General features: G+C 61.7%; 23 protein-coding genes and 2 riboswitches. Of the genes, 17 read left to right on the top strand and 6 right to left on the bottom strand.

The window, feature by feature from the left end; genetic code table 11:
- Window positions 1-35: 35 nt before the first annotated feature.
- From CLM58_RS08420 to bluB, 5 genes are read left to right on the top strand one after another with little or no spacing between them, the layout of a single operon-like run.
- Window positions 36-590, top strand: a complete 555-nt coding sequence (locus CLM58_RS08420; RefSeq protein WP_233133056.1) for a histidine phosphatase family protein — start codon at window positions 36-38, stop codon at window positions 588-590.
- The gene (locus CLM58_RS08415) at window positions 587-1408 is read left to right on the top strand and encodes a propanediol utilization protein (protein ID WP_095595486.1); all 822 of its coding nucleotides are present in this window, start codon (window positions 587-589) and stop codon (window positions 1406-1408) included. Before CLM58_RS08420 ends, CLM58_RS08415 begins: the two co-directional genes overlap by 4 nt.
- On the top strand, window positions 1405-2343 hold the full coding sequence (gene cbiB, locus CLM58_RS08410) for an adenosylcobinamide-phosphate synthase CbiB (RefSeq protein WP_198950960.1): 939 nt from the start codon (window positions 1405-1407) through the stop codon (window positions 2341-2343). The genes CLM58_RS08415 and cbiB overlap by 4 nt, the downstream gene beginning before the upstream one ends.
- 15 nt (window positions 2344-2358) lie before the next feature.
- Complete coding sequence (gene cobD / locus CLM58_RS08405) at window positions 2359-3321, top strand: threonine-phosphate decarboxylase CobD (protein WP_095595485.1); 963 nt, start codon at window positions 2359-2361, stop codon at window positions 3319-3321.
- A complete protein-coding gene (bluB, locus tag CLM58_RS08400; protein WP_229666219.1) occupies window positions 3318-3941 on the top strand; it encodes a 5,6-dimethylbenzimidazole synthase in 624 nt (207 codons plus the stop codon). Before cobD ends, bluB begins: the two co-directional genes overlap by 4 nt.
- Before the next feature lie 10 nt (window positions 3942-3951).
- On the opposite strand, the gene CLM58_RS08395 is transcribed toward bluB, so the two are convergent.
- From CLM58_RS08395 to cobO, 4 genes are read right to left on the bottom strand one after another with little or no spacing between them, the layout of a single operon-like run.
- Entirely contained in the window at window positions 3952-5400 is a 1449-nt protein-coding gene (locus CLM58_RS08395) for a cobyric acid synthase (RefSeq protein WP_095595483.1), read from the bottom strand.
- A gap of 3 nt (window positions 5401-5403) precedes the next feature.
- Window positions 5404-5748 (bottom strand): Lin0512 family protein, encoded by a 345-nt coding sequence (locus tag CLM58_RS08390; RefSeq protein ID WP_095595482.1) that lies wholly within the window; start codon window positions 5746-5748, stop codon window positions 5404-5406.
- Window positions 5745-6092, bottom strand: a complete 348-nt coding sequence (locus CLM58_RS08385; RefSeq protein ID WP_095595481.1) for a Lin0512 family protein — start codon at window positions 6090-6092, stop codon at window positions 5745-5747. Before CLM58_RS08385 ends, CLM58_RS08390 begins: the two co-directional genes overlap by 4 nt.
- Window positions 6092-6712 carry a cob(I)yrinic acid a,c-diamide adenosyltransferase gene (cobO, locus tag CLM58_RS08380; RefSeq protein WP_095595480.1) on the bottom strand — a complete coding sequence of 207 codons (621 nt, stop codon included), beginning with the start codon at window positions 6710-6712 and terminating at the stop codon, window positions 6092-6094. Before cobO ends, CLM58_RS08385 begins: the two co-directional genes overlap by 1 nt.
- A gap of 36 nt (window positions 6713-6748) precedes the next feature.
- Window positions 6749-6943: riboswitch (cobalamin riboswitch) on the top strand.
- Window positions 6944-7024: 81 nt separating this feature from the next.
- Between cobO and CLM58_RS08375 the strand changes: the two genes are divergently transcribed.
- The 7 genes from CLM58_RS08375 to cobJ are packed head-to-tail and all read left to right on the top strand — an operon-like array spanning window position 7025 to window position 14924.
- Window positions 7025-7387, top strand: coding sequence for a DUF1636 family protein (locus tag CLM58_RS08375; RefSeq protein ID WP_095595479.1), 363 nt, complete (start codon window positions 7025-7027; stop codon window positions 7385-7387).
- The gene (cobW, locus tag CLM58_RS08370) at window positions 7384-8418 is read left to right on the top strand and encodes a cobalamin biosynthesis protein CobW (protein ID WP_095595478.1); all 1035 of its coding nucleotides are present in this window, start codon (window positions 7384-7386) and stop codon (window positions 8416-8418) included. The genes CLM58_RS08375 and cobW overlap by 4 nt, the downstream gene beginning before the upstream one ends.
- Window positions 8419-8427: 9 nt before the next feature.
- Window positions 8428-11673 carry a cobaltochelatase subunit CobN gene (gene cobN, locus CLM58_RS08365; protein ID WP_095595477.1) on the top strand — a complete coding sequence of 1082 codons (3246 nt, stop codon included), beginning with the start codon at window positions 8428-8430 and terminating at the stop codon, window positions 11671-11673.
- Window positions 11670-12857: a precorrin-3B synthase gene (gene cobG, locus CLM58_RS08360; RefSeq protein ID WP_095595476.1), complete on the top strand. Its 1188-nt coding sequence runs from the start codon at window positions 11670-11672 to the stop codon at window positions 12855-12857. Before cobN ends, cobG begins: the two co-directional genes overlap by 4 nt.
- Window positions 12841-13470, top strand: a complete 630-nt coding sequence (locus tag CLM58_RS08355) for a precorrin-8X methylmutase (protein WP_095595475.1) — start codon at window positions 12841-12843, stop codon at window positions 13468-13470. Before cobG ends, CLM58_RS08355 begins: the two co-directional genes overlap by 17 nt.
- 3 nt (window positions 13471-13473) lie before the next feature.
- Window positions 13474-14190 (top strand): precorrin-2 C(20)-methyltransferase, encoded by a 717-nt coding sequence (locus tag CLM58_RS08350; protein ID WP_095595474.1) that lies wholly within the window; start codon window positions 13474-13476, stop codon window positions 14188-14190.
- Window positions 14187-14924, top strand: coding sequence for a precorrin-3B C(17)-methyltransferase (gene cobJ, locus CLM58_RS08345; RefSeq protein ID WP_095595473.1), 738 nt, complete (start codon window positions 14187-14189; stop codon window positions 14922-14924). Before CLM58_RS08350 ends, cobJ begins: the two co-directional genes overlap by 4 nt.
- Here the strand turns inward: cobJ and CLM58_RS08340 are convergent.
- Window positions 14900-15649 (bottom strand): cobalt-precorrin-6A reductase, encoded by a 750-nt coding sequence (locus CLM58_RS08340; RefSeq protein ID WP_095595472.1) that lies wholly within the window; start codon window positions 15647-15649, stop codon window positions 14900-14902. The genes cobJ and CLM58_RS08340 overlap by 25 nt on opposite strands.
- Between CLM58_RS08340 and cbiT the strand changes: the two genes are divergently transcribed.
- Genes cbiT through cobA form a run of 5 tightly spaced genes read left to right on the top strand, consistent with a single transcriptional unit; the run spans window position 15648 to window position 19990 of the window.
- The gene (gene cbiT, locus CLM58_RS08335) at window positions 15648-16835 is read left to right on the top strand and encodes a precorrin-6Y C5,15-methyltransferase (decarboxylating) subunit CbiT (RefSeq protein ID WP_095595609.1); all 1188 of its coding nucleotides are present in this window, start codon (window positions 15648-15650) and stop codon (window positions 16833-16835) included. The two genes, CLM58_RS08340 and cbiT, sit on opposite strands and share 2 nt — an antisense overlap.
- Window positions 16832-17194 carry a cobalamin biosynthesis protein gene (locus tag CLM58_RS08330; protein ID WP_095595471.1) on the top strand — a complete coding sequence of 121 codons (363 nt, stop codon included), beginning with the start codon at window positions 16832-16834 and terminating at the stop codon, window positions 17192-17194. Before cbiT ends, CLM58_RS08330 begins: the two co-directional genes overlap by 4 nt.
- Entirely contained in the window at window positions 17191-17976 is a 786-nt protein-coding gene (gene cobM, locus CLM58_RS08325; protein ID WP_095595470.1) for a precorrin-4 C(11)-methyltransferase, read from the top strand. Before CLM58_RS08330 ends, cobM begins: the two co-directional genes overlap by 4 nt.
- Window positions 17973-19277 (top strand): cobyrinate a,c-diamide synthase, encoded by a 1305-nt coding sequence (locus CLM58_RS08320; protein ID WP_095595469.1) that lies wholly within the window; start codon window positions 17973-17975, stop codon window positions 19275-19277. Before cobM ends, CLM58_RS08320 begins: the two co-directional genes overlap by 4 nt.
- Window positions 19274-19990 (top strand): uroporphyrinogen-III C-methyltransferase, encoded by a 717-nt coding sequence (gene cobA, locus CLM58_RS08315; protein WP_095595468.1) that lies wholly within the window; start codon window positions 19274-19276, stop codon window positions 19988-19990. The genes CLM58_RS08320 and cobA overlap by 4 nt, the downstream gene beginning before the upstream one ends.
- A gap of 61 nt (window positions 19991-20051) precedes the next feature.
- Here the strand turns inward: cobA and CLM58_RS08310 are convergent, their stop codons facing one another.
- Window positions 20052-20786: a hypothetical protein gene (locus tag CLM58_RS08310; protein ID WP_095595467.1), complete on the bottom strand. Its 735-nt coding sequence runs from the start codon at window positions 20784-20786 to the stop codon at window positions 20052-20054.
- A 174-nt stretch (window positions 20787-20960) separates the two neighbouring features.
- Window positions 20961-21182, top strand: a riboswitch (cobalamin riboswitch).
- Window positions 21183-21187 lie beyond the last annotated feature (5 nt).

The raw sequence follows: 21187 nt of genomic DNA, 5'->3' as shown, positions 1-21187 counted from the left end.
AAAGAGGAAACACGCCAGAAATGCCCCCACCCAAGGTGACCAGATTGTCGCTGATCCGCCATGCGCCTGCGCAGGACGGGGGCTGTCTTGCGGGCCGCAGGGACGTTCCGGCCCACCCCGGGGACGCTGCGCAAATCGAAGCACTGCAAGCGCTATTAGGGCAACCCGACGTATTGATTTCCTCGCCTGCACAACGCTGCCTGCAGACCACAAACATGCTGTGGCCTGATCTGAAGCCCACGGAAGTTCCGTCACTTTGGGAACAGGACTTTGGCGACTGGGAAGGAACACCTTACGGCGAACTTCCGGATATCGGCCTGCTTGCCACATCGGAATTAGCCGCACACCGACCCCCAAACGGCGAAAGCTTCAACGACCTTCGACACCGCATTTCCGAAGGCCTGAAAAACCACATCGGTAAGGATGCAACAATCATCTGCCACGCGGGCGTCATTCGTGCTGCATTATCCTGGGCGCTGGACCTTGGCCCCTCTGCTCTTAGCTTTGCCATTGAGCCCCTGTCGCTGACGCAGATCGAACTGACCTCGGCCGGCAACAGAGCCACCCGCGTCAACTGGACCGTGTCATGACAATCCGTCGCGCGCAGGTTTACAGCCACTTCGGAGAAATCCTGCAAGGCAAGCTTGGCCCCAACGGGCCGGTCGCGCTTGTAACGCTGCCATCCTGCGCCTTTCAGGCAGAAGCCCGATGGTCCCCCTCACCCGGGCTTCGCTTGACCGGCACGACCCCACGCGCGGTCACACCGACCCAATTACGCCAATTGGCGAAGGCTTTGGGGACAGTCGCGCGGGGCCAGTTCTTGGTCCGGGTGAATATGCCCTTGGGTGGCGGCGCGGGGGCCTCGACCGCATCTTTGAGCACATTGGCAAAGCTAATCGCACCAGAGGCAATGCCCGACGAAATTGCAAAAGCCTGTGTCTCGGTCGAAGGGGCCAGTGATCCGATCATGTACCGGGCTCCGGGACGACTGCTTTGGGCTTCGCGCCGGGCCAAAGTGCTGGACCATCTGCCCCCCCTGCCCCGTTTCGACGTGGTCGGAGGATTCTTCGGGCAGCCAGAGCGCACGTGTCCCGCAAACGAACTGTTCCCCGATATCGCCGATCTGACCCCCGAGCTTTCTAAAGCGTGCGGGAAAAGCGACCCATCCGCGCTGGCCGATATCGCAACAGAATCCGCGCGGCGTTGCCTTGCCCTGAGGGGTCGAAGCAATGATCCGACCGACGACCTGATCGCAAGAACCGGCGCCCTTGGCATGGTGATCGCCCATACCGGTTCGGCCCGCGGGTTGATCTTTGCCCCCGGCACCGTTCCGGCCAACATCAAACCCGTTTTGCTGGACGCAGGGCTGCGCGGCTTGGTGACCTTTAAGGCCGGAGGCAACCAATGACAGCGCTGTCCATGCTGATCGCGCTGGCGATTGATGCCGCCCTAGGCTGGCCGGACCCGCTTTATCGTAGGATCGGGCATCCGGTGACATGGATCGGCGCGCTGATTGCGCGGCTGGACAAGGCCCTGAACCGCCCGGGTTGGCGCAAGACAACCCGCTGCTTGACGGGACTTCTATGTGCCGCCTTTGTTGTCACGCTGGTCTCTGGAATCGCCTTTGCCATTCTATCACTCATCCCCGAAGGTGCGCCGCGTGCCGTCGTCGCAGGTATTCTCGCGTGGCCTTTGGTCGCAACACGGTCGATGCACGATCATGTCGCTGCCGTCGTTCGCCCCTTGGCGTCAGGAGACATTGAAGCCGCCCGCCACGCAGTTGCGATGATCGTCGGCCGCGACCCTTCGCAACTGGACGAGGCCGGTATCGCGCGCGCTGCGGTCGAAAGTCTGGCAGAGAACACCTCGGACGGGATCACGGCGCCCATCTTCTGGGGCCTGCTATTGGGACTGCCGGGAATCGCCGCTTACAAGGCTGCCAACACTTTGGACTCCATGATCGGCTACAGAACCGAAAAACATGAGGCTTTCGGGTGGGCCGCCGCTCGTTTTGACGACTTGGTCAATCTGGTCCCGGCGCGTCTGACCGGCCTTCTGTTCGCCCTGACATCGGCCCGACCAATCACCGCGATCCGGGTCATGGTCAAGGACGCCCGGCACCACCGGTCACCCAATGCTGGCTGGCCCGAGGCCGCGATGGCCGGTGCCCTTGACGTGCGCCTGTCCGGCCCCAGAGTATATGACGGCAAACCCACAGAAGACCCTTATGTGAACCCAACTTGCCCCGACCCGAAAGCTGCTGATCTGTGGCGTGGGCTGGCGCTTTACCGCCGCGCCATGCTTGCCATGTCGGCAATGATCGGGCTAATGGCGCTTGTCTGAACGGGGAGCGATGACTTGCGGGATCACGGCGGAAACATTGACTGGGCCGTCAGTCACTTTGGTGGCGCACAGGAAAACTGGATCGACCTGTCTACCGGGATCAACCGCGTTCCCTATCCTATTCCGCCCCTTCCGACCGACATCTGGCAAAAGCTGCCGACACGTCAGGCCACCGAAGGCCTGATTGCCGCCGCGCAAGCCGCCTATGGCACTTCGGCCCCGATGCTGCCCGTCGCTGGCGCCCAGGCCGCGATCCAGATGCTTCCGACCGTGATCGAAACCGGTCACGCCCGCGTTCTGGCCCCGACATACAATGAACACCGTGCCTCTTTGCTTTCGGCTGGCTGGCAGGTTCAGGATGTCTCGACCTTGGGCCAACTAGAGGGCGCCGAACTGGCCGTCGTCGTGAATCCCAACAACCCCGATGGGAACCGATACTCGCCAGAGACCTTGCTGGAACTGGCCAAGACTGTTGGCACTCTGATCGTAGACGAAAGCTTTGCTGACCCTCAGCCAGACCTGTCTTTGGCTGCCGATGCGGGGCGCGATGGGCTGTTCGTCCTTCGGTCCTTCGGCAAGTTCTATGGTCTGGCCGGTTTGCGCCTTGGCTTCATCCTTGGACCCAAGGCCGCACTGGCGCGCCTGTCAGAACTTGCAGGCCCATGGCCCATCTCGGGCCCGGCTATCGAGATTGGGCGGCTGGCCCTAGCCGACAAGACATGGGCAGCGCGGACGACCGAGAGGCTTCGAAATGAGGCCGCGATTATGGACGATATCGCAACGAAGGCTGGCTGGACGCTTGTCGGCGGGACAGAGTTGTTCCGGCTTTACGACACCTCATCGGCGGAAGAGGCCCAGAAAACCTTGGCCCAGAACCAGATTTGGTCACGCATCTTCCCGTGGTCGCCAACCCTGATCCGCTTGGGCCTGCCGGGCCCCATCAATGAATGGGACCGGTTGAAGGAGGCGCTGTCGTGAAGTTCACCCCCGAAGACACGCAGACGTTGGAAGACATCCTGACATGGCGCCGCGACACCCGCCATTTCCGGACCGATCCGATCCCGCCTGAAACCTTCGAGATGCTTCAAGACGCCTTCGAGCGCGCGCCCTCTGTCGGCAACGCCCGTCCGTGGCGCGTCTTGCGCATCCAAAGCCCAGAGCGGCGCGCCGCCATTCGCGAAGAATTCCTGCGATGCAACTCCGAGGCAGCTGACAGTTATGACCCGGCAACCCGAGTTGAGTATCTGAAGCTGAAATTGGCGGGTCTGGACAACGCGCCCGAACAACTGGCGGTCTTCACCGCGGTTGATCCGGAAGCAGGCCGCAGGTTGGGGCGGCGCACCATGCCCGAGACATTGCAGCAGTCCACCGCCATGGCGATCTTTGCTATGTGGCTTACCGCCCGCAGCCTGAACCTTGGTGTTGGCATGCTGTCGATCCTTGATCCTGATCGCGTCACCAAGATCGTGGACGCCCCTGAAAACTGGGTGTTCACGGCCTATCTCTGTATCGGCTACCCCGAATTCGAGGACGACACGCCGCTGCTGCACCGCAAAGGGTGGCAGGAAAACACCCGACGGGAATGGGATTTTCGGTAGGCCCGAAACCTCAGCGCGCGACCTTCAACAAGCCATCGACATCAATGTTTGCTTCCATGTGATCCGCTAGCGCGTCGAGCGTCTTTTCGACCTCGGCACCATAAGCAAGAGACCCCGCACTGACACCAAGAGTGTCAAGAAACTCTGACCGGAACCCGTCGTCAGAGAAAAGGCCGTGAAGGTAGCTGCCAATGATCTTTCCATTCGCCGACACGGCGCCTTCGGGCTGGCCGTCGACATAGGCGAAAGGTCGGGCCCGGTCCGCGCCATCGGTGCGCCCAATGTGGATTTCATAGCCTTGAACGTTTGAACCGCTGGCCGCGTGTTTGGCGGTGACGCGGGTCAGGCGTTTGTCAGGCGTCATCGTCGTGGCGACGTCCAGCAGGCCCAGCCCCGGCATCTCACCCGCCGGGCCTTCGATGCCTTCTGGATCACGGATCAACTGACCAAGCATCTGGTAGCCACCGCAAATCCCCAGAACAAAACCGCCGCGCCGTACATGTGCAGACAGGTCAATGTCCCAGCCTTGTTCCCGCAGGAAGGCCAAGTCACCTCGGGTTGACTTGCTGCCCGGTAGGATCACCAGATCAACATCCCCCGGGATCGGCTCTCCGGCCCGAACCATGGTCAGCTTCACCTCTGGCTCTTGTCCAAGCGGATCCAGATCATCGAAATTGGCAATGCGCGACAGGACCAGACAGGCGACGTGCAATTTGCCATCCGAAGCACGGCTGGACAGATCAAGCGCGTCCTCGGCCGGCAGTTTATGGGCAGCATCGAAATAAGGGAGAACGCCGAAACCTGCCCAACCCGTCCGCTGTTCAATCAGGGCGAAACCATCATCGAACAGCCGTGGGTCGCCCCGAAACTTGTTGATCAGGAAGCCCGCGATCTGGGCCTCATCGCCCGCGTCCAGAACGGCCTGCGTTCCGACCATCTGGGCAATTACGCCACCCCGGTCGATGTCCCCTGCCAGAACAACCGGCACATCCGCAGCCCGCGCAAACCCCATATTGGCGATATCGCCTTTGCGCAGGTTCACCTCTGCCGGGCTACCCGCGCCTTCGACAATCACCAGATCGTTTTCGGCCTTAAGGCGATGGAAGCTGTCTAAGACTGAGTTCATCAATTGCGGTTTCAGCGCCGCGTAGTCGCGCGCCCGCACCGTCGTCAGGCGCTTACCCTGTACGATCACCTGAGAGCCGGTATCGGTTTCGGGCTTCAGCAGTACGGGGTTCATATCCGTGATGGGCTCCAACCCGCATGCAAGCGCCTGCAAGGCCTGCGCACGACCAATCTCGCCCCCGTCGGCGGTGACGGCTGCATTGTTGGACATATTTTGCGGCTTGAACGGCGCTACCTTCAGCCCGCGCTTACGTGCGGCACGGCAAAGCCCCGCCACCAGCAAGGACTTGCCCACATTCGAGCCCGCCCCCTGGATCATGACCGCGCGCGTCATGGGTCAGCCCTGAAACGGCAAAAACGCCTCGACCGCGGCGCTTGCAATGACGATCACATTGCCATCGTCTGGATTGGTGACATTCAGCCCCCCGAAGGTCGCTGTCACGGTGGCCTGCCCACGAGGCAGCTTTGCCGCCAGCACAGCGCAATCAACCTTGTCAGGCTCTTGTACGCCGACGGTGACCTGCACTCGCATTTGAGAGTGATCCATGCCAAGCGCGCCAAACATCGGGATCGAGCTGTGTCGGATCGCGTCCTCGATCGCGCGGGCTGCAGCCTTGGTATAGTCCTGACCGTATTGGTCATTGCCCATACCCATTTCGATGATGAACCGCCGATCGCTCATGCCTCTTCCCCCATCTCGAAGGAAACCGAAATCGCGACATTGGCAATCACAGTCGGGTTGCCATCCGGGCGCGGCACATCCAGCCCACCTTTGACAACCTTCAAAGAGGGCTGGCCATATGGAAATTCAGCCAACAGCGCGTCTTCGTCGATCTGATCGGGCTGCTGCACACCGACCTCGACATCAATCAGCATGTCGCCCTTGGGGCGGCCAAACAGCTCTGCCAAGTTAATCGAGTTGTGCCACAGCGCATCACGCAGACCGCGCACTGCGGCCTCGGTATAGTCCTGGCGGCGCAGGCTGGTGCCCATGCCGAACTCGGTTAGAAGACGCTTCTTGACCATCAGAACTCCACGCCCTTTTGTCCCTTGATGCCGGAGCGAAACGGGTGTTTGACCAAGGTCATCTCTGTCACAAGATCGGCGATCTCGATCAGTTCTTCTTTGGCGTTGCGGCCAGTCAGAACGACATGGGTCATCGCGGGTTTCTCTTCCACGAGGAATTCAACCACTTCGTTGATATCCAGATAGTCATAGCGCAGCGCGATATTGATCTCGTCCAGAAGGACCATCTTGTTGCGCTCGTCGCGGATCAGTTCCTTGGCCTTTTCCCAGCCCTTTGCTGCCGCCGCGATATCGCGTGCTTTGTCCTGAGTTTCCCATGTGAACCCTTCGCCCATGGCATAGAACTGGCAAAGATCCGGGAACTTCTCTTCGATCAGCGTGCGCTCGCCAGTGTTCCACGCGCCCTTGATGAACTGCACCACAGCGCAAGGCATGTCATGGGCGATACAGCGCAGAATCATACCAAATCCGGACGAGGATTTCCCCTTCCCCGGCCCGGTATGGACGATGATCAGGCCTTTCTCGCCTTCTTTGGTGGCCATGATCTTGTCGCGGGCGGCCTTCTTCTTGGCCATCTTGGTGGCGTGGCGGGCCTCATCGCTCTTAACTGGGTCGGTCATGGCGCATCCTTCGCTTGACAAGCAGGGGGGTCATGCCTCAGGTGAGGCATCGCTGGTTCCTGTCTATGACAGGCGAAGAGGGAATGCGATAGGCTTTTGGCCCAAGCGCAGCCGCCCCCGCGACCGTGACCAAGGATGGGTCCCACGCGCCACTGACCAATGTCGGGAAGGCCGGGGCCCGGGCCAAGCCACCTTGCAAGCCGGGAGACCTGCCAGCACCAAACCGCAACGGGCGAACGGGGTGTTTCGCGTCGGTGACAGGTCCGATGGTCCGCGCTGGCAATCCCCACGTCCAAAGACAAAGAGGCTTTGATGGCCGGAACCGTATTGACTGTCTGCACCACTTGCCGTGCCGGACGTCCTGTCGAAGCCGATGGCGATCGCCCCGGCAAAAAGCTTTATGATGCGCTGGCGGCAGACCTGCCTGACGGCGTCACCATCCGCCCTGTCGAATGCCTGTCGGCCTGCGATAACGGTTGCTCGATGGTTCTGTCCGGGGGCGACGAGAAATGGACCTATGTCTACGGCCACCTGACGCTGGACCATGTCGAAGACATCCTTGCCGGTGCCAAAGCCTATGACGCGACCGACGATGGCCTTGTGCCGTGGCGCGAGCGCCCCGTGATTTTCCGCAAACAATCCCTTGCCCGCATTCCTCCGCAGGAGACCAAATGACCGACCTGTCCAAAATCCCCGTCACCGTGATCACCGGCTTCCTCGGCTCGGGCAAAACCACTCTGATCCGCAACCTGATGCTGAACCCGCAAGGCAAACGCCTTGCCGTTTTGGTCAACGAGTTCGGCACCGTCGGCGTCGATGGAGAGATCCTGAAATCCTGCGCGGATGAGAACTGCCCGGCAGAGAACATCATGGAACTGGCGAACGGCTGCATCTGCTGCACCGTAGCCGATGATTTCATTCCGACGATCGAAGCGCTGATGGCCATGCCTCAGGCGCCCGAGCATATCCTGATCGAAACCTCCGGTCTTGCCCTGCCTAAACCACTGCTGAAAGCGTTTGACTGGCCCGCGATCCGTTCGCGCATCACCGTTGATGGCGTGATTGCTTTGGCCGATGCTGAGGCCGTCGCCAAAGGTCAGTTCGCCACGGATGTCGACGCCGTTCAAGCCCAGCGTGAAGCGGATGACAGCTTGGATCACGACACCCCGTTGTCCGAAGTCTTTGAAGACCAGATCGCCTGCGCCGATATCGTTCTGATGACCAAGGCCGACCTTGTCGACGAAGAGACCATGGCCAAGGCTCAAGCGGTCGTGGATGCAGAAACCCCGCGCAACCTGCCCAAGATCGCCGTCACCGACGGCAACATCGATCCCCGCCTGATCCTTGGGCTGGGGGCCGCCGCCGAAGACGATCTTGACGCGCGCCCCAGCCATCACGACGGTCACCACGACCATGAACATGACGACTTCGACACGATCGTCGTCGAGATGGGAGAGGTCGTCGACCCGGACGCCTTGCAAGCCAACATCATCCGTCTGGCGCAAGAGCTGAACGTCCTTCGTGTCAAAGGCTACGTCGCGGTCGAAGGCAAGCCGATGCGCATGCTGGTTCAAGCCGTGGGCGAGCGTCTGCGCGCGCAATACGACAAACCATGGGGCGATGCGCCGCGCCAGACCCATCTGGTGGTCATCGCTGAACACGATCATATCGACGCCGCGAAGATCCGCGAGATCCTGGAGGCCTAAAGCCAGCACATGCACGTTATCTTCCGTGAATCCCACGGGCTGGAGGAAACCGACACGCCCTTTGACCTCGGCCAGGACCCGGCCGATCTGGTCGTGTTGTCCTATTCCGACAGTGATCTTGGTGCATTTCAGGCGGGCTGGCATCGGGCAGAGGGCGACCTGCCCTCTTGTCGCTTGGCCAATATCGTGGCCCTGCGCCACCCGGTCTCGGTCGACACCTACGTCGAAAACACACTGCATGCGGCCAAGGGCATTCTGGTTCGTTTGATTGGTGGCGAGAGCTATTGGTCTTACGGGCTCATGCAGCTGCAAGATCTCGCCCGTCGCAACAACATCGCGCTGGCCGTGCTACCCGCAGATGGGCGCGAGGATCCGGCGCTGGACGAGCTATCCACCCTGCCCGTCAGCACGCTGCGCCGTTTGCAGGCGCTGTGCGACACCGGCGGGGCGGTTGCCGCCCAAGCCGCATTGGCGCAACTGGCATTGGCCGCAGGGCTTTACGCCAAACCCGTCATCGGCAAGAAATCTGTCCCCGACTACGGTTTCTACACCCCCGAAGACGGCGCGATGTCAGAGATCAACCCTGACACCAAACCATTGGCGTTGGTCACCTACTATCGCTCGTACCTGACATCGGCCGACACTGCGCCCGTAGACGCCTTGATCAAAGCATTGCGCGACAAAGGTTTCGCGGCCTTCGGGGCCTTCGCCCCGTCACTGAAAACCCCCGCTGCTGCAGACTGGTTGCGGGAACAGATCGCGCATCTGCAACCCTCCGCCATCGTGAACGCAACGGCCTTTTCGGCCCAAGGCTCTGACGGCGCGCCATCCCCCTTGGACGCGGGCACCTGCCCCGTATTTCAGGTCGCGCTATCCACCAACCGGCGCAAGGAATGGACTGAGAGCGAACGGGGCCTGTCACCCGCAGACCTTGCCATGCATGTCGTCCTGCCAGAGGTTGACGGCCGCATCCTGACTGGCGTTGCCAGTTTCAAGCAGCCCGCCAAGAAAGACCCGGACCTACAGTATTCGCGCTTCGCCCATCGGGCGGATAACGACCGCGTTGCAATGATCGCCGACAAGGTCGCCGCATGGCACAGCCTGTCCAACACCCAGACCAAGGACCGCCAACTTGCGATGGTCCTGTCGACCTATCCCGGCCGCGATTACAACCTCGCCCATGCCGTAGGGCTTGATGCCTTGGCCTCTACCGAGGCCGTTTTGGATCAATTGACCGTAGCTGGCTATGACACCGAATGCGGTGCGCGCCTTGGCCAAGACCTGCTGACCGAGACGCTGTCTTGGGACCTGCAAGCGTTTAAAGAGGCGCTAAGCTCGCTTGACGAGACCCTGCAGGATGACCTGCATACCGCATGGGGCGCACCAGAAGAGGACCCCGCCGTGAGCGACGGCAAAGTTCACTTCAAGGCCCTGCGACGCGGCAAAGTCTTGATCGCGCTACAGCCCGAACGTGGCGAAGTCACCACCCGCGACGACGACTATCACGATCTGTCGCGTACCCCGCGCTATGGCTATGTCGCCTTCTATCTTTGGCTGCGCGCCCAAGGCATCGATGCGCTGATCCATATGGGCGCCCACGGCACGCTGGAATGGCTGCCCGGCAAATCCGTCGCCTTGTCTGACGCCTGCTGGCCCGAGGCCCTTCTGGGTGCTACGCCCGTCATCTATCCGTTTATCGTCAACGACCCGGGCGAGGCTGCGCAGGCCAAGCGCCGCATTGGTGCGGTTACCATCGGCCACCTGCCGCCACCCCTGTCGCAGACCACGCTGCCCGAAAACATGGGACGGCTGGAACACCTGCTGGACGAATACTCGACCGCAGACGGCCTTGACCCCGCGCGCCGCGACCGTCTGATCGCCGACATCCGAGCCGAGGCGCAAGGCACGGGCGTCGAGGGTGACCTAGGCCTGACACCCGACGCCAGCCCGGCCGAGGCGATCACGCGCATCGACAAATTTGTCTGTGACATCAAAGAATCCCAATACGGCGACGGGTTGCACATCTTTGGCACCGGTGATTGTGGAACTTCAGAAACCGACGGCCTGCTGACCGCCCTGAACGGCCAGCGTGTCACCGCTGGCCCCTCTGGCTCGCCCTTCCGAGGCCGCGAAGACGTCTTGCCGACGGGCCGGAACCTGTACACCACCGACCCACGCTCGGTCCCGTCCCGCGCGGCCTATGCCCAAGGCGTGAAACTGGCCGAGGAATTGCTGCGCCGTCACCTGCAAGACCATGGTGACTGGCCGAAGGGGCTGGTGATTGACCTGTGGGGTTCTGCCACCATGCGCACGGCAGGCGAAGAATTCGCGATGGCCCTGCATCTGGCAGGCCTAGAGCCCAAGTGGGACGAGGGATCAGAACGGGTATCCGGGTTCGAGATCCTGCCGCTGGCGCTGCTCAAACGCCCGCGCATCGACGTCACCCTGCGCGTATCAGGCCTGTTCCGCGATGTGTTCCCGGGCCTTGCCCAGATGTTCGAAGCCGCCAGCGCCGCGCTGTCGGAGCGGGAAGAAACCGAGGCCGACAACCCCTATAAATCCGCCACCCCACGCGTGTTCGGCCCAAAGCCGGGCCTCTATGGGTTGGCCATGGCCGACCACCTTGATGATTACTCTGACGAGGCACGCGCGGCTGCCGGAGAGGCTTGGCTAGCGGCTTCTGACTGGGCGATCGACGCGCAGGGACAGTCGCATCACGATCGCGCTGCGCTGGAAGCCAAGGTCACCCAGGCTGACAGCTTCGTCCACATTCAGGACATGCCGGAAACCGATATCCTGCTGGCCTCGGACTATGCCGCGCATGAGGCCGGGTTTGCTGCCGCTGTCGCCAAACTGGGCGGCAAGGCCCCGGCGCTCTATCACATGGACGCCACGCGCCCCGACGCGCCGCAAGCCCGCGCCCTGCCCGAAGAAATCGCCCGCGTCACCCGCGCCCGGGCCGCCAACCCCGACTGGGCCAACGGCATGATGCGCCACGGGTTCCGAGGCGCGGCCGAGATCGCCGCCACGCTGGATCACATGGCCGCCTTTGCCCATTTGGCGCAGGTCGTTCCACCGCATCTGTTCGACCTCTACCACGACGCCACATTGGGCCGTGACGATTTGGTCGAGTTCATGGAGCGCGAGAACCCCCAAGCCCTGCAAGCCATGCGCGACCGGTTCCAGGCACTTGCCGACGCGGGCCTGTGGATCACCCGCCGCAATTCCATCGCCGCCTCGTTGAGGGCATCATGAGCACGCCCGAGATCAAAGGCTGGTGCCCCGGTGCCCTGCGTCCGATGATGTCGGGTGATGGTCTGGTCGTGCGCATTCGGCCGCGATTGGCGCGCCTTACCGCGGAACAGGCAATGGGGATCGCCGACTTGTCGCGCCGCTTTGGCAACGGGCTGATCGACCTTTCCTCGCGCGCGAATGTTCAGCTACGCGGGGTAACAGAGGCCTCCCATTCCGCTCTGATCGACGGTTTGCGGGACCTTGGCCTTGTGGACGACGACGCGGCCTTGGAAGCGCGGCGCAATATCACGGTCACACCCTTTTGGACTGGCGTGGATGAGACCTGTCAGATCGCAGCGGCGCTTGAAACAGGCTTGGCCGGCCCGGACGCACCAGCGCTTCCCGGCAAATTCGGCTTCGCAGTGGATTGCGGGCCGTCGCCCGTTTTGCAGGACGTCTCTGCCGACATCCGGATTGAACGCAATGCAGACGGTCTGATCTGCCGCGCTGATGGCGGTGAAACCGGAATGCCTGTGACCGAACGCACCGCTGCAGAGGCCGCTTTGGAACTTGCAAGCTGGTTCCTTGGAACCGGTGGCGCGCCAGATGGCAGAGGCCGGATGGCCAAGCATTTGGCCAGCGGGGTTCAGATGCCGCAGGTCATGTGCAAGACGAAAGCATGCCAGTCTTCCTTCAGCGCGCACCCCGGCGCGACAAAAACCGGAGCTTTGGTCGGATTTGAATTCGGCCAAATCGACGCTGATTTGCTTTCGGAACTGGCCGCACTCGGCCCAATTCGCGTGACCCCATGGCGGATGTTGCTTCTTGAGCAAGGGGACGTAACGCCTGACCTTGGGCCGACGCGAACCAGTTTTGCCAACGGGCGGGACAATCTGATCACCCAAAGCGACGACCCCAGACTTCGAGTAACCGCTTGCACCGGCGCCCCCGCCTGCACACAAGCGATTGGCGAAACACGCCCGCTGGCCCGCAGGCTCGCCAATGCGATAGCGCCAAACACCCACCTGCATGTCTCGGGCTGCTCCAAGGGATGCGCGCATCCGACCGTTTGCGATATCACCCTTGTCGCCACCGCCCCTGACGAATACGACCTGATCCGCAACGGCCGCGCCCAAGATGCGCCCGCGATGACCGGTCTGACCCAAGACCAAATCCAAGAGGCCCTGAATGCCCCACACCTATGAAACCAACGGCGCTGCCATCTACAAGGAAAGCTTCGCCACGATCCGGGCAGAGGCCGATCTGGAACGCTTCGATCACGACGAAGAAGGCGTTGTCGTCCGCATGATCCACGCCGCTGGCATGGTCGGGCTGGAAGAACACGTCCGCTTTTCGCCCGGCATGGCAAAGGTGGCCCGGGAAGCCCTGCAAAACGGCGCACCGATCCTGTGCGACGCTTATATGGTTTCAGAAGGCGTCACGCGCCCCCGTCTGCCCGCGGACAACGAAGTAATCTGCACCCTTCGTGAACCCGTCGTGCCCGACATGGCGAAAGAGATGGGCAACACGCGCTCTGCCGCCGCGGTCGAACTTTGGCGCCCAAAGCTGGAAGGTGCGCTCGTCGCGATCGGCAACGCACCAACGGCGCTGTTCCACCTGTTGAATATGCTGGAAGACCCTGACTGCCCCCGCCCCGCCGCCATCATCGGCTGCCCCGTGGGGTTTGTCGGCGCGCGCGAGTCCAAAGATGCGCTGATGCAGGACCTGCCCGTTCCCTCTATGATCGTCGAAGGCCGCCTTGGCGGGTCGGCCATCACCGTTGCCGCGATCAACGCGCTGGCCAGCCGGAAGGAATAACCAATGGGCAAAGTCATCTGTATCGGCCTCGGCCCCGGCGACCCGGACCTGATGAGCGTCAAGGCGCATCGCCTGCTGACGAACGCGCGCCACGTGGCCTTTTTCCGCAAGGCCGGCCGCAAAGGCAAAGCCCGTCAGATTGTGAACGGGGTGATGCCCGAGAGCGCAGCAGAATACCCGATGGAGTATCCCGTCACGACCGAGATCCACTTCAGCGACCCCGAGTACAACCGTATCCTGTCGGAATTCTATGAGGACTGGACCGAACGGCTGGCAGAGCTTTCCAAAACCGACGATGTCATCGTGTTGTGTGAAGGCGATCCGTTCTTCTATGGCTCGTTCATGCACCTGCACTCGCGTCTGCAAGGCAAGGCCGAGGTCGAAGTCGTGCCCGGCATCACTGGCATGTCCGGCTGCTGGACGGCCACCGATATGCCGATCACCTGGGGCGACGACGTGATGACGGTTCTGATGGCAACCCTGCCGGAAGAGGAACTGGTTACTCGTGCCAAGGAAACCAACGCCTTGGTCGTCATGAAAATTGGCCGCAACCTGCCCAAACTGCGCCGCGCCCTGGAAACCGCCGGCCGATTGGACGACGCATGGATCGTCGAACAGGGCACCATGCCGGGCCAACAGGTCAGGAAACTGGCAGAGATGACTGACGAGGTCCCCTATTTCGCCATCGTCCTTGTCCACGGTCAGGGTCGACGCCCATGAGCGGCTGGCTGATCATTGCGGGTCTTGGCCCGGGGGACGAGGCCTTGGTCACGGACGAGGTTCGCGCTGTTTTGGATGAGGCCACCGACATCGTTGGCTACATCCCCTACGTCAAACGGGTGGCACCCCGCGACGGCCTGACTTTGCACGCCAGCGACAACCGCGTTGAACTGGACCGCGCCACCCACGCGTTGGAAATGGCGCAGGCGGGAAAACGCGTGGTCGTCGTATCCTCGGGTGACCCGGGTGTCTTCGCTATGGCCTCTGCTGTTTTCGAAGCGATGGAGACCGGTCCGAAAGAATGGCTGGATCTCGACATTCGCGTCCTGCCCGGCATCACCGCCATGCTGGCCGCCGCCGCCCATATCGGTGCGCCCTTGGGCCATGATTTCGCGGCGATCAACCTATCGGACAACCTAAAACCGTGGGAACTGATCGAACACCGTTTGCGCATGGCTGCGCGGGGTGGCTTTGCGATGGCCTTCTACAACCCGCGTTCCAAAAGTCGCCCGCATCAGTTCGGGATTGCGCTGGATATTCTGCGTGAAGAACTCGGTCCGCACACCCTGATCAGCTTCGCCAAATCGGTCACCAAGCCGGAAGAAGAGATCACGACGGTCACTTTGGGTGAAGCCACGGAAGAAATGGCCGACATGCGCACCATGGTCATTGTCGGCAGCCGGGGCACGAAACGCATCGGACGGTGGGTCTATACCCCCCGGTCGGCCTCTTGATCCAGCCACGCCATAACCTCGGGCACGGTGCCCAGAACCTGCCGTTCGGGAACGGCGGGGCGGTCGATCATGATCACTGGCAGGCCAAGATCGCGCGCCGCATCCAGCTTGGCCCGCGCGCCCGCGCCGCCGCCGTTCTTGGCGACGATCAGCTGTGTCCCGTGGTCCTTGATCAGGGCAAGATCACTGTCGAACGTGAACGGCCCCTTGGCCACAACCACCTGCGTGTTGGGCAGGGGCAATGGCGCGACGGGCGCATCCACAAGGCGCAGAAGATAGTGATGCTGCGGCTTCGCCGCGAAAAGGTCGAGGTTCAACCGACCGATCGCCAGAAACACCCGCGTCGGGTCATCAGGCAAAGCCGCCAAAGCGCCGTCCATATTTGGCGCAAACTGCCAGTTGTCACCGGCTTCGGGCGCCCAAGCGGGGCGCTCCAACGCGGTCAGCGCTACGCCCGCCTCGGCACAAGCGTGAACTGCATTGCTGCTCATTTGCGCGGCAAAGGGATGGGTCGCGTCGATAACATGGGTAATGCCTTCGGCCCGCAGGTAATCGACCAGCCCGGCTACGCCGCCAAACCCGCCCATACGTGTGGGGATCGGTTGCGCCATCGGATTGTTGGTGCGCCCGGCATAAGAAAACACCGCGTCCAGCCCAGCCTCGGCCAAGGTTTTGGCCATGCGTCGGGCCTCTGTCGTGCCGCCGAGCAGAAGGATGCGCGTCATGTCTGATCCTTGGGTCACCATCATCGGCCTGACCGAAAGCGGTAAAGCCGACCTAGGTGTAGCCGCCATCGAGGCGATTGAAAACGCCGATCTGGTGATCGGTGGCGCCCGGCATCTGGAACTGGTCGCTGCAGGTGACAAGGGCCAACCATGGCCGATCCCTTTCGCGATCACACCCGTTTTGGAAGCGCGCGGTAAACAGGTCGTCGTTCTGGCATCTAGCGATCCGTTCTGGTTCGGCGCGGGCAGCACCCTCGCCGACGCGCTGAAACCCGGCGAATGGACAGCGATCCCCGCGCCATCCACCTTTGCCTTGGCCACCAGCACTTTGGGTTGGCGGCTGGAAGAGACGCTGTGCATGGGTCTGCATGCGGCCCCGTTCGAACAACTTACCCCCGTACTGTGCCCCGGGCAGAAGATCATCGCGACCGTTCGCGATGGGGCTGCGGTTGGGGAACTGGCCAGTTGGCTAACCGCGAATGGCTTTGGCCCTTCGACGCTGCACGTTCTCGAAGCCCTTGGTGGCCCAAGACAGAATGTACGCGCAGCAAAAGCCCAAACTTTCGACCTGAAAGACGTTCAGGCCCCCGTTTCCGTTGCAATAACCCCAGCCGGTTCCAAGGGCCTGCCGCGTGCCAGCGGTCTGGATAACGACTATTTTGCCCATGACGGGCAGATCACCAAGCAAGCGGTCCGGGCCATGACGCTGTCGGCTCTTGCCCCAAGCCCCGGGCAGGTACTTTGGGATCTTGGCGCAGGCTCTGGTTCGATCTCGGTCGAATGGTGTCTGTCTGCGCCGCGCACCCGCGCCTATGCCGTCGAACGTCGCGAAGACCGCGCCGTAAACATTCGCCAGAACATCCAGCGCTTTGGCCTTGGCCATCGGATGGAGCTGACTGTCAGCCCCTCTATCGAGGCCCTCGCCGACCTGCCCGACCCCGATGCGGTTTTCATCGGTGGCGGTGCAAACAAAGACCTTCTGAGCGCGCTTTGGGACCGTTTGCCGGCAGGTACCCGCCTTGTGGTCAACGGTGTCACGCTGGATACTGAAACCCTGTTGGCCGAATGGCACGCAGCCAAAGGGGGCCATCTGCTGCGTGTGGAACTGTCTGAAGTCCAGCCTCTGGGCTCTATGCGCGGTTGGACCCCCGCCCGCCCGGTCACCCAATGGAGCGTCACGACATGAGAACCGCCGGGATCGGATGCCGGGGCGCTGTGACCATTGCCTCATTACAGGATGCATTGCACAAGGCCGGTGGAAACGCCGACCGGTTGGCGACATTGCCTGAAAAAGCAGCCCTTCCCGCTGTGCAAGAGTTTGCGCATGCGCTTGGGCTTCCCCTTATCGAAACCCCAAAAGACATTTTGGCCACCCAAACCACCCTGACCCAGTCCCCCACGATCCAATCCCGTTTTGGGATCGGTTCGGTGGCCGAGGCCGCCGCCTTGGCCGCAAGCCGCCCCGGCGCGCGGCTGACCGGGCCACGGGTCATCTCGGCAGACGGGCTGGCCACCGCCGCTATTGCAGAAGGACCCGACACATGACCGTGCATTTCATTGGCGCAGGCCCCGGCGCAGCCGACCTGATCACCCTGCGCGGGCGCGACCTGATCGCGTCTTGCCCGGTGTGCCTCTACGCGGGATCGCTGGTGCCAGAAGAAATCCTGTCGCACTGCCCCGAAGGCGCGCGGATCGTGAACACCGCGCCCATGTCGCTGGACGAAATCATCGACGAAATCGCCGCTGCCCATGCGCAAGGGCATGACATCGCGCGCCTGCACTCTGGTGACCTGTCGGTCTGGTCCGCGATGGGCGAACAGCTGCGCCGCCTGCGCGCGCTGGACATCCCCTATGCCGTGACACCGGGGGTTCCGTCTTTTGCCGCTGCCTCTGCCGCACTTGGGGCAGAGCTGACCCTGCCCGGCGTTGCGCAGTCGCTGATCCTGACCCGTACCTCGGGCCGCGCTTCGACTATGCCGGATGGAGAGACACTGGCCAACTTCGGGCGAACCGGCGCGACCTTGGCGGTGCATCTGTCGGTTCACGTTCTGGAACGCGTGGTAGAAGACCTGACCCCGCATTACGGCGCACATTGTCCGGTGGCGATTGTCTGGCGCGCCAGCTGGCCCGATCAGAAAATCATCAAGGCCACGCTTGGAACGATCATCGACGCCACACAGGGCGAGCGCGGGCGCACAGCCCTGATCATGGTCGGCCACGCCATCGGCGCGGAAGAATTCGACGAAAGCTGCCTCTATGCAGGCGACTATGACCGCCGCTATCGCCCCGTGGGCACCGAGCCGCGCTTTCCAGAGGGCACCGAATGACGCGGGGTCTGCTGATATCAGCCCCGGCTTCTGGCACCGGCAAAACCACCTTAATGCTGGGTCTGCTACGCGCGCTGCGCAACGCAGGTGTCACCGTGCAACCGTTCAAAAGTGGGCCCGATTACATCGACCCGGCCTTCCACCGTGCCGCCAGCGGACGTCCTTCGGTCAATCTGGATAGCTGGGCCATGAGCCAAGATCAGCTTGGCGCGCAGCTTGGCGCAGCGGAAGGCTGCGATCTGGTACTAGCCGAAGGCTCTATGGGGCTGTTCGACGGGGTGGCATCCCCGGGCGAATGCGGCACCGGCGCAAGCGCCGATATGGCCGCGCTGACCGGCTGGCCAGTGGTGTTGGTCCTTGACGTTTCGGGGCAGGCGCAATCGGCTGCCGCCGTCGCAACTGGATTTGCCTCTTTGCGAGAAGACGTAAAACTGGCTGGCGTTGTGCTGAACAAGGTCGCCTCGCCCCGGCATGAGGCCTTGGTGCGCGACGGCATGGACCGCGCAGGCATTCCGGTTCTGGGTGCCCTGCCCCGCCGCAAGACCATCGAATTGCCGGAACGCCATTTGGGTCTGGTTCAAGCCGAGGAACAGCCAGAGCTAGAACGTATTCTGGAAGAAGCCGCTGCCTTTGTCGCCGAGCACATCGACCTAGAGTCCATACAGGCCGCAGCCCGGGACACGCAGCTGACCCCTGCAAGCTTTGGCATCAACCCGCCCGGACAACGGATCGCCTTGGCCCGTGATGCGGCGTTTTCCTTTGTGTATCCCCACCTACTGCAGGGCTGGCGAAATGCCGGCGCGGAAATCCTGCCCTTCTCTCCGCTGGCTGACGAAGCCCCGGACGACAGCGCCGATGTCTGCTGGCTGCCCGGAGGCTATCCCGAACTGCATGCGGGTAAAATCGCGGCTGCGGCGTCCTTCCGGACTGGCCTGCAAACCTTTGCCGAAACCCGCCCGGTGCATGGCGAATGCGGGGGCTATATGGCAATGGGGGCGGCCTTGGTCGACAAGGAAGGCACTCGCCACCAGATGGCTGGCCTTCTGGGTTTGGTCACCTCCTATGAAAAAAGGAAGATGCATCTGGGTTATCGTCACGCGACGCTACAAGCGTCCACGCCCGGATTTGAAACCGGAACACGGCTTCGCGGGCACGAGTTTCACTACTCTACCATCCTCGACCAACCTGACGCCCCGCTTGCGCAAGTGGTTGACGCCAATGGTGCAATGGTGCCAGAGACAGGCTCGCGCCGTGGGAATGCCACCGGCACCTATTTTCACCTGATCGCGAGGGCCACATGAGCGGCTTCGTCAGTTTCGTATCTTCCGGTCCCGGGGACCCCGAGCTTCTGACGCTGAAAGCGGTGGATCGCCTGAAAAAGGCGGATGCGGTTCTGTATGACGACCTCTCTTCGGGCCCGATCCTGGACTATGCCAACCCCGAGGCCGACATGGTCGGTGTTGGCAAACGGGCTGGGCGTCCTTCTGCCAAGCAAGACCATGTGAACCAGCTTCTGGTCGACTATGCCAAGCAAGGCGCAAAGGTCGTGCGGCTGAAATCGGGAGATTGCAGCATCTTCGGGCGGCTGGAAGAAGAAATCACCGCCCTGCGCGAAAATGGTATCGAGTTTGAAATCGTGCCGGGTGTGACCTCTGCCACTGCCGCAGTGGCGGCGGCGAATATCCCGCTGACACGTCGCTACAGCTCTCGTCGTGTCCAGTTCCTGACCGGGGCGGATGTGACAGGTGGTTTGCCCGAAACGCTGAACCTGCCCGCGATTGCCGATCCCGACGCCACGACCGTGGTCTACATGGGCAAGCGCACCTTTGCAGAGCTTGCGGCGCTGTTGATGGAAAACGGCATGTCCGCCGACACACCTGCCATGCTGGCAGAAGCGGTTTCGACCCCAGATCAGAAACTGCATCGCAGCACCATCGGGGAAATGGCCAAGACGCTGGAAAACGCGTCGGGCAATGTACCTGCGCTGATCCTTTACGGACCGCTGGCCGACTGATCCCTACGAAAAACGCGCGAGCCAAAGGCCCACGCGTTTCGTCATTCTTATCTGAATGGGCTTAGAGGTTAGGCCGCGACTGACCCTGCGCCACACCGAAAACAGAGCGCTTGTCGAATGTGGTCTGACCGTTGCCGCCAAAAATGACCCGACCACCGATCTCGATAAATCCGTAATCTGTATCGTTCCGGCCGCCGCTTTCAGAATAGTCAATCCGACCCGCCTTCGCGAAAACGGCGAACCCGCTGTCAATGCGATAGTCGACACCCAAGCCAGAACGACCATAGTTGGTCGCACCGGGGAACTCTGCACTATCGTAGAATACACCGATGCTCAAACCTGGCGACAAGGTATAACGCGCCCTCAGACCCCAAGTATTAAGTTCTTCGCCGTCGGCAATACCCTTCTGGAAATAGGATTGAGCCGTAAAATTGCCCAGATCGACACGCACTTCCAAGCCGCCGAAAAAAGTGTTGTATCCAGCGAAACCTTCGTAGCCAAGATATCCGCCAAGTGCGAAGGTCTCAAGCGGGGTATAGATCATATGAGCACTCAGATCCCCCTGCCAATTGTCGTCACCATTGTAGTAGTTCAGGCCTGAATTCAGTTGAACATTGGACCCCGACAAGACTTGATATTCAGCGCCCATGTTTAAGCCAAAGCGATGTCCATCCGCCTCATCACGTAAAGTCGAGTAGGAGAAATCAGCGTGTGCCGCTTCAAATTCTATTGCGCTCGCGGGTGTTCCGATCAGCGCGGTTCCCGCCATCAGGAACGCCAAAACTTTTGCTGTCATTGCGTGGCCTCTTCTCCGTTTGGGGCTGAATTAGGTTGATGCGACAAATGGCTCAAGCCCCACCACACCTCTAACGCCCGAATTGGCCTCTTTTGTGGCTTTTTGGACCCTACAGAACCGGTTTCGACACAGGGTCAGAACGAATTCGTGATTGACCGGCTTTCATTTCTGACGGCATATGGAAGGACGTATGGTGTCCCAAAGGTGCAAAGCGCCGGGACTGAAACGGGAATGGGGACAGGACGGACCAAATCGCGGCGTCCAAAGCCCCAACCGCCCCCGCGACTGTGTGCGGCAAGCGGTCCTTTGCATACCCACTGTCGGTCCGCCGACGGGAAGGGAAAGGACCGCGCCAGAGCCGCAAGTCAGGAGACCGGCCATTCGAGACACTATCAACCGCC

The organism is Actibacterium pelagium (genome assembly GCF_002285415.1).
Taxonomy (GTDB): domain Bacteria; phylum Pseudomonadota; class Alphaproteobacteria; order Rhodobacterales; family Rhodobacteraceae; genus Actibacterium_B; species Actibacterium_B pelagium.
The sequence above is the reverse complement of the archived record's forward strand: the minus strand, read 5'-3'. Positions and strand labels throughout refer to the sequence as shown.

Coding starts and splice junctions, on each gene's coding strand:
- CLM58_RS08415 (WP_095595486.1), top strand. CDS start 587: ATGACAATCCGTCGCGCGCAGGTTTACAGCCACTTCGGAGAAATCCTG.
- cbiB (WP_198950960.1), top strand. CDS start 1,405: ATGACAGCGCTGTCCATGCTGATCGCGCTGGCGATTGATGCCGCCCTA.
- CLM58_RS08395 (WP_095595483.1), bottom strand. CDS start 5,400: ATGACGCGCGCGGTCATGATCCAGGGGGCGGGCTCGAATGTGGGCAAG.
- CLM58_RS08390 (WP_095595482.1), bottom strand. CDS start 5,748: ATGAGCGATCGGCGGTTCATCATCGAAATGGGTATGGGCAATGACCAA.
- CLM58_RS08385 (WP_095595481.1), bottom strand. CDS start 6,092: ATGGTCAAGAAGCGTCTTCTAACCGAGTTCGGCATGGGCACCAGCCTG.
- cobO (WP_095595480.1), bottom strand. CDS start 6,712: ATGACCGACCCAGTTAAGAGCGATGAGGCCCGCCACGCCACCAAGATG.
- CLM58_RS08375 (WP_095595479.1), top strand. CDS start 7,025: ATGGCCGGAACCGTATTGACTGTCTGCACCACTTGCCGTGCCGGACGT.
- cobW (WP_095595478.1), top strand. CDS start 7,384: ATGACCGACCTGTCCAAAATCCCCGTCACCGTGATCACCGGCTTCCTC.
- cobN (WP_095595477.1), top strand. CDS start 8,428: ATGCACGTTATCTTCCGTGAATCCCACGGGCTGGAGGAAACCGACACG.
- cobG (WP_095595476.1), top strand. CDS start 11,670: ATGAGCACGCCCGAGATCAAAGGCTGGTGCCCCGGTGCCCTGCGTCCG.
- CLM58_RS08355 (WP_095595475.1), top strand. CDS start 12,841: ATGCCCCACACCTATGAAACCAACGGCGCTGCCATCTACAAGGAAAGC.
- CLM58_RS08350 (WP_095595474.1), top strand. CDS start 13,474: ATGGGCAAAGTCATCTGTATCGGCCTCGGCCCCGGCGACCCGGACCTG.
- cobJ (WP_095595473.1), top strand. CDS start 14,187: ATGAGCGGCTGGCTGATCATTGCGGGTCTTGGCCCGGGGGACGAGGCC.
- cbiT (WP_095595609.1), top strand. CDS start 15,648: ATGTCTGATCCTTGGGTCACCATCATCGGCCTGACCGAAAGCGGTAAA.
- CLM58_RS08340 (WP_095595472.1), bottom strand. CDS start 15,649: ATGACGCGCATCCTTCTGCTCGGCGGCACGACAGAGGCCCGACGCATG.
- CLM58_RS08330 (WP_095595471.1), top strand. CDS start 16,832: ATGAGAACCGCCGGGATCGGATGCCGGGGCGCTGTGACCATTGCCTCA.
- cobM (WP_095595470.1), top strand. CDS start 17,191: ATGACCGTGCATTTCATTGGCGCAGGCCCCGGCGCAGCCGACCTGATC.
- CLM58_RS08320 (WP_095595469.1), top strand. CDS start 17,973: ATGACGCGGGGTCTGCTGATATCAGCCCCGGCTTCTGGCACCGGCAAA.
- cobA (WP_095595468.1), top strand. CDS start 19,274: ATGAGCGGCTTCGTCAGTTTCGTATCTTCCGGTCCCGGGGACCCCGAG.
- CLM58_RS08310 (WP_095595467.1), bottom strand. CDS start 20,786: ATGACAGCAAAAGTTTTGGCGTTCCTGATGGCGGGAACCGCGCTGATC.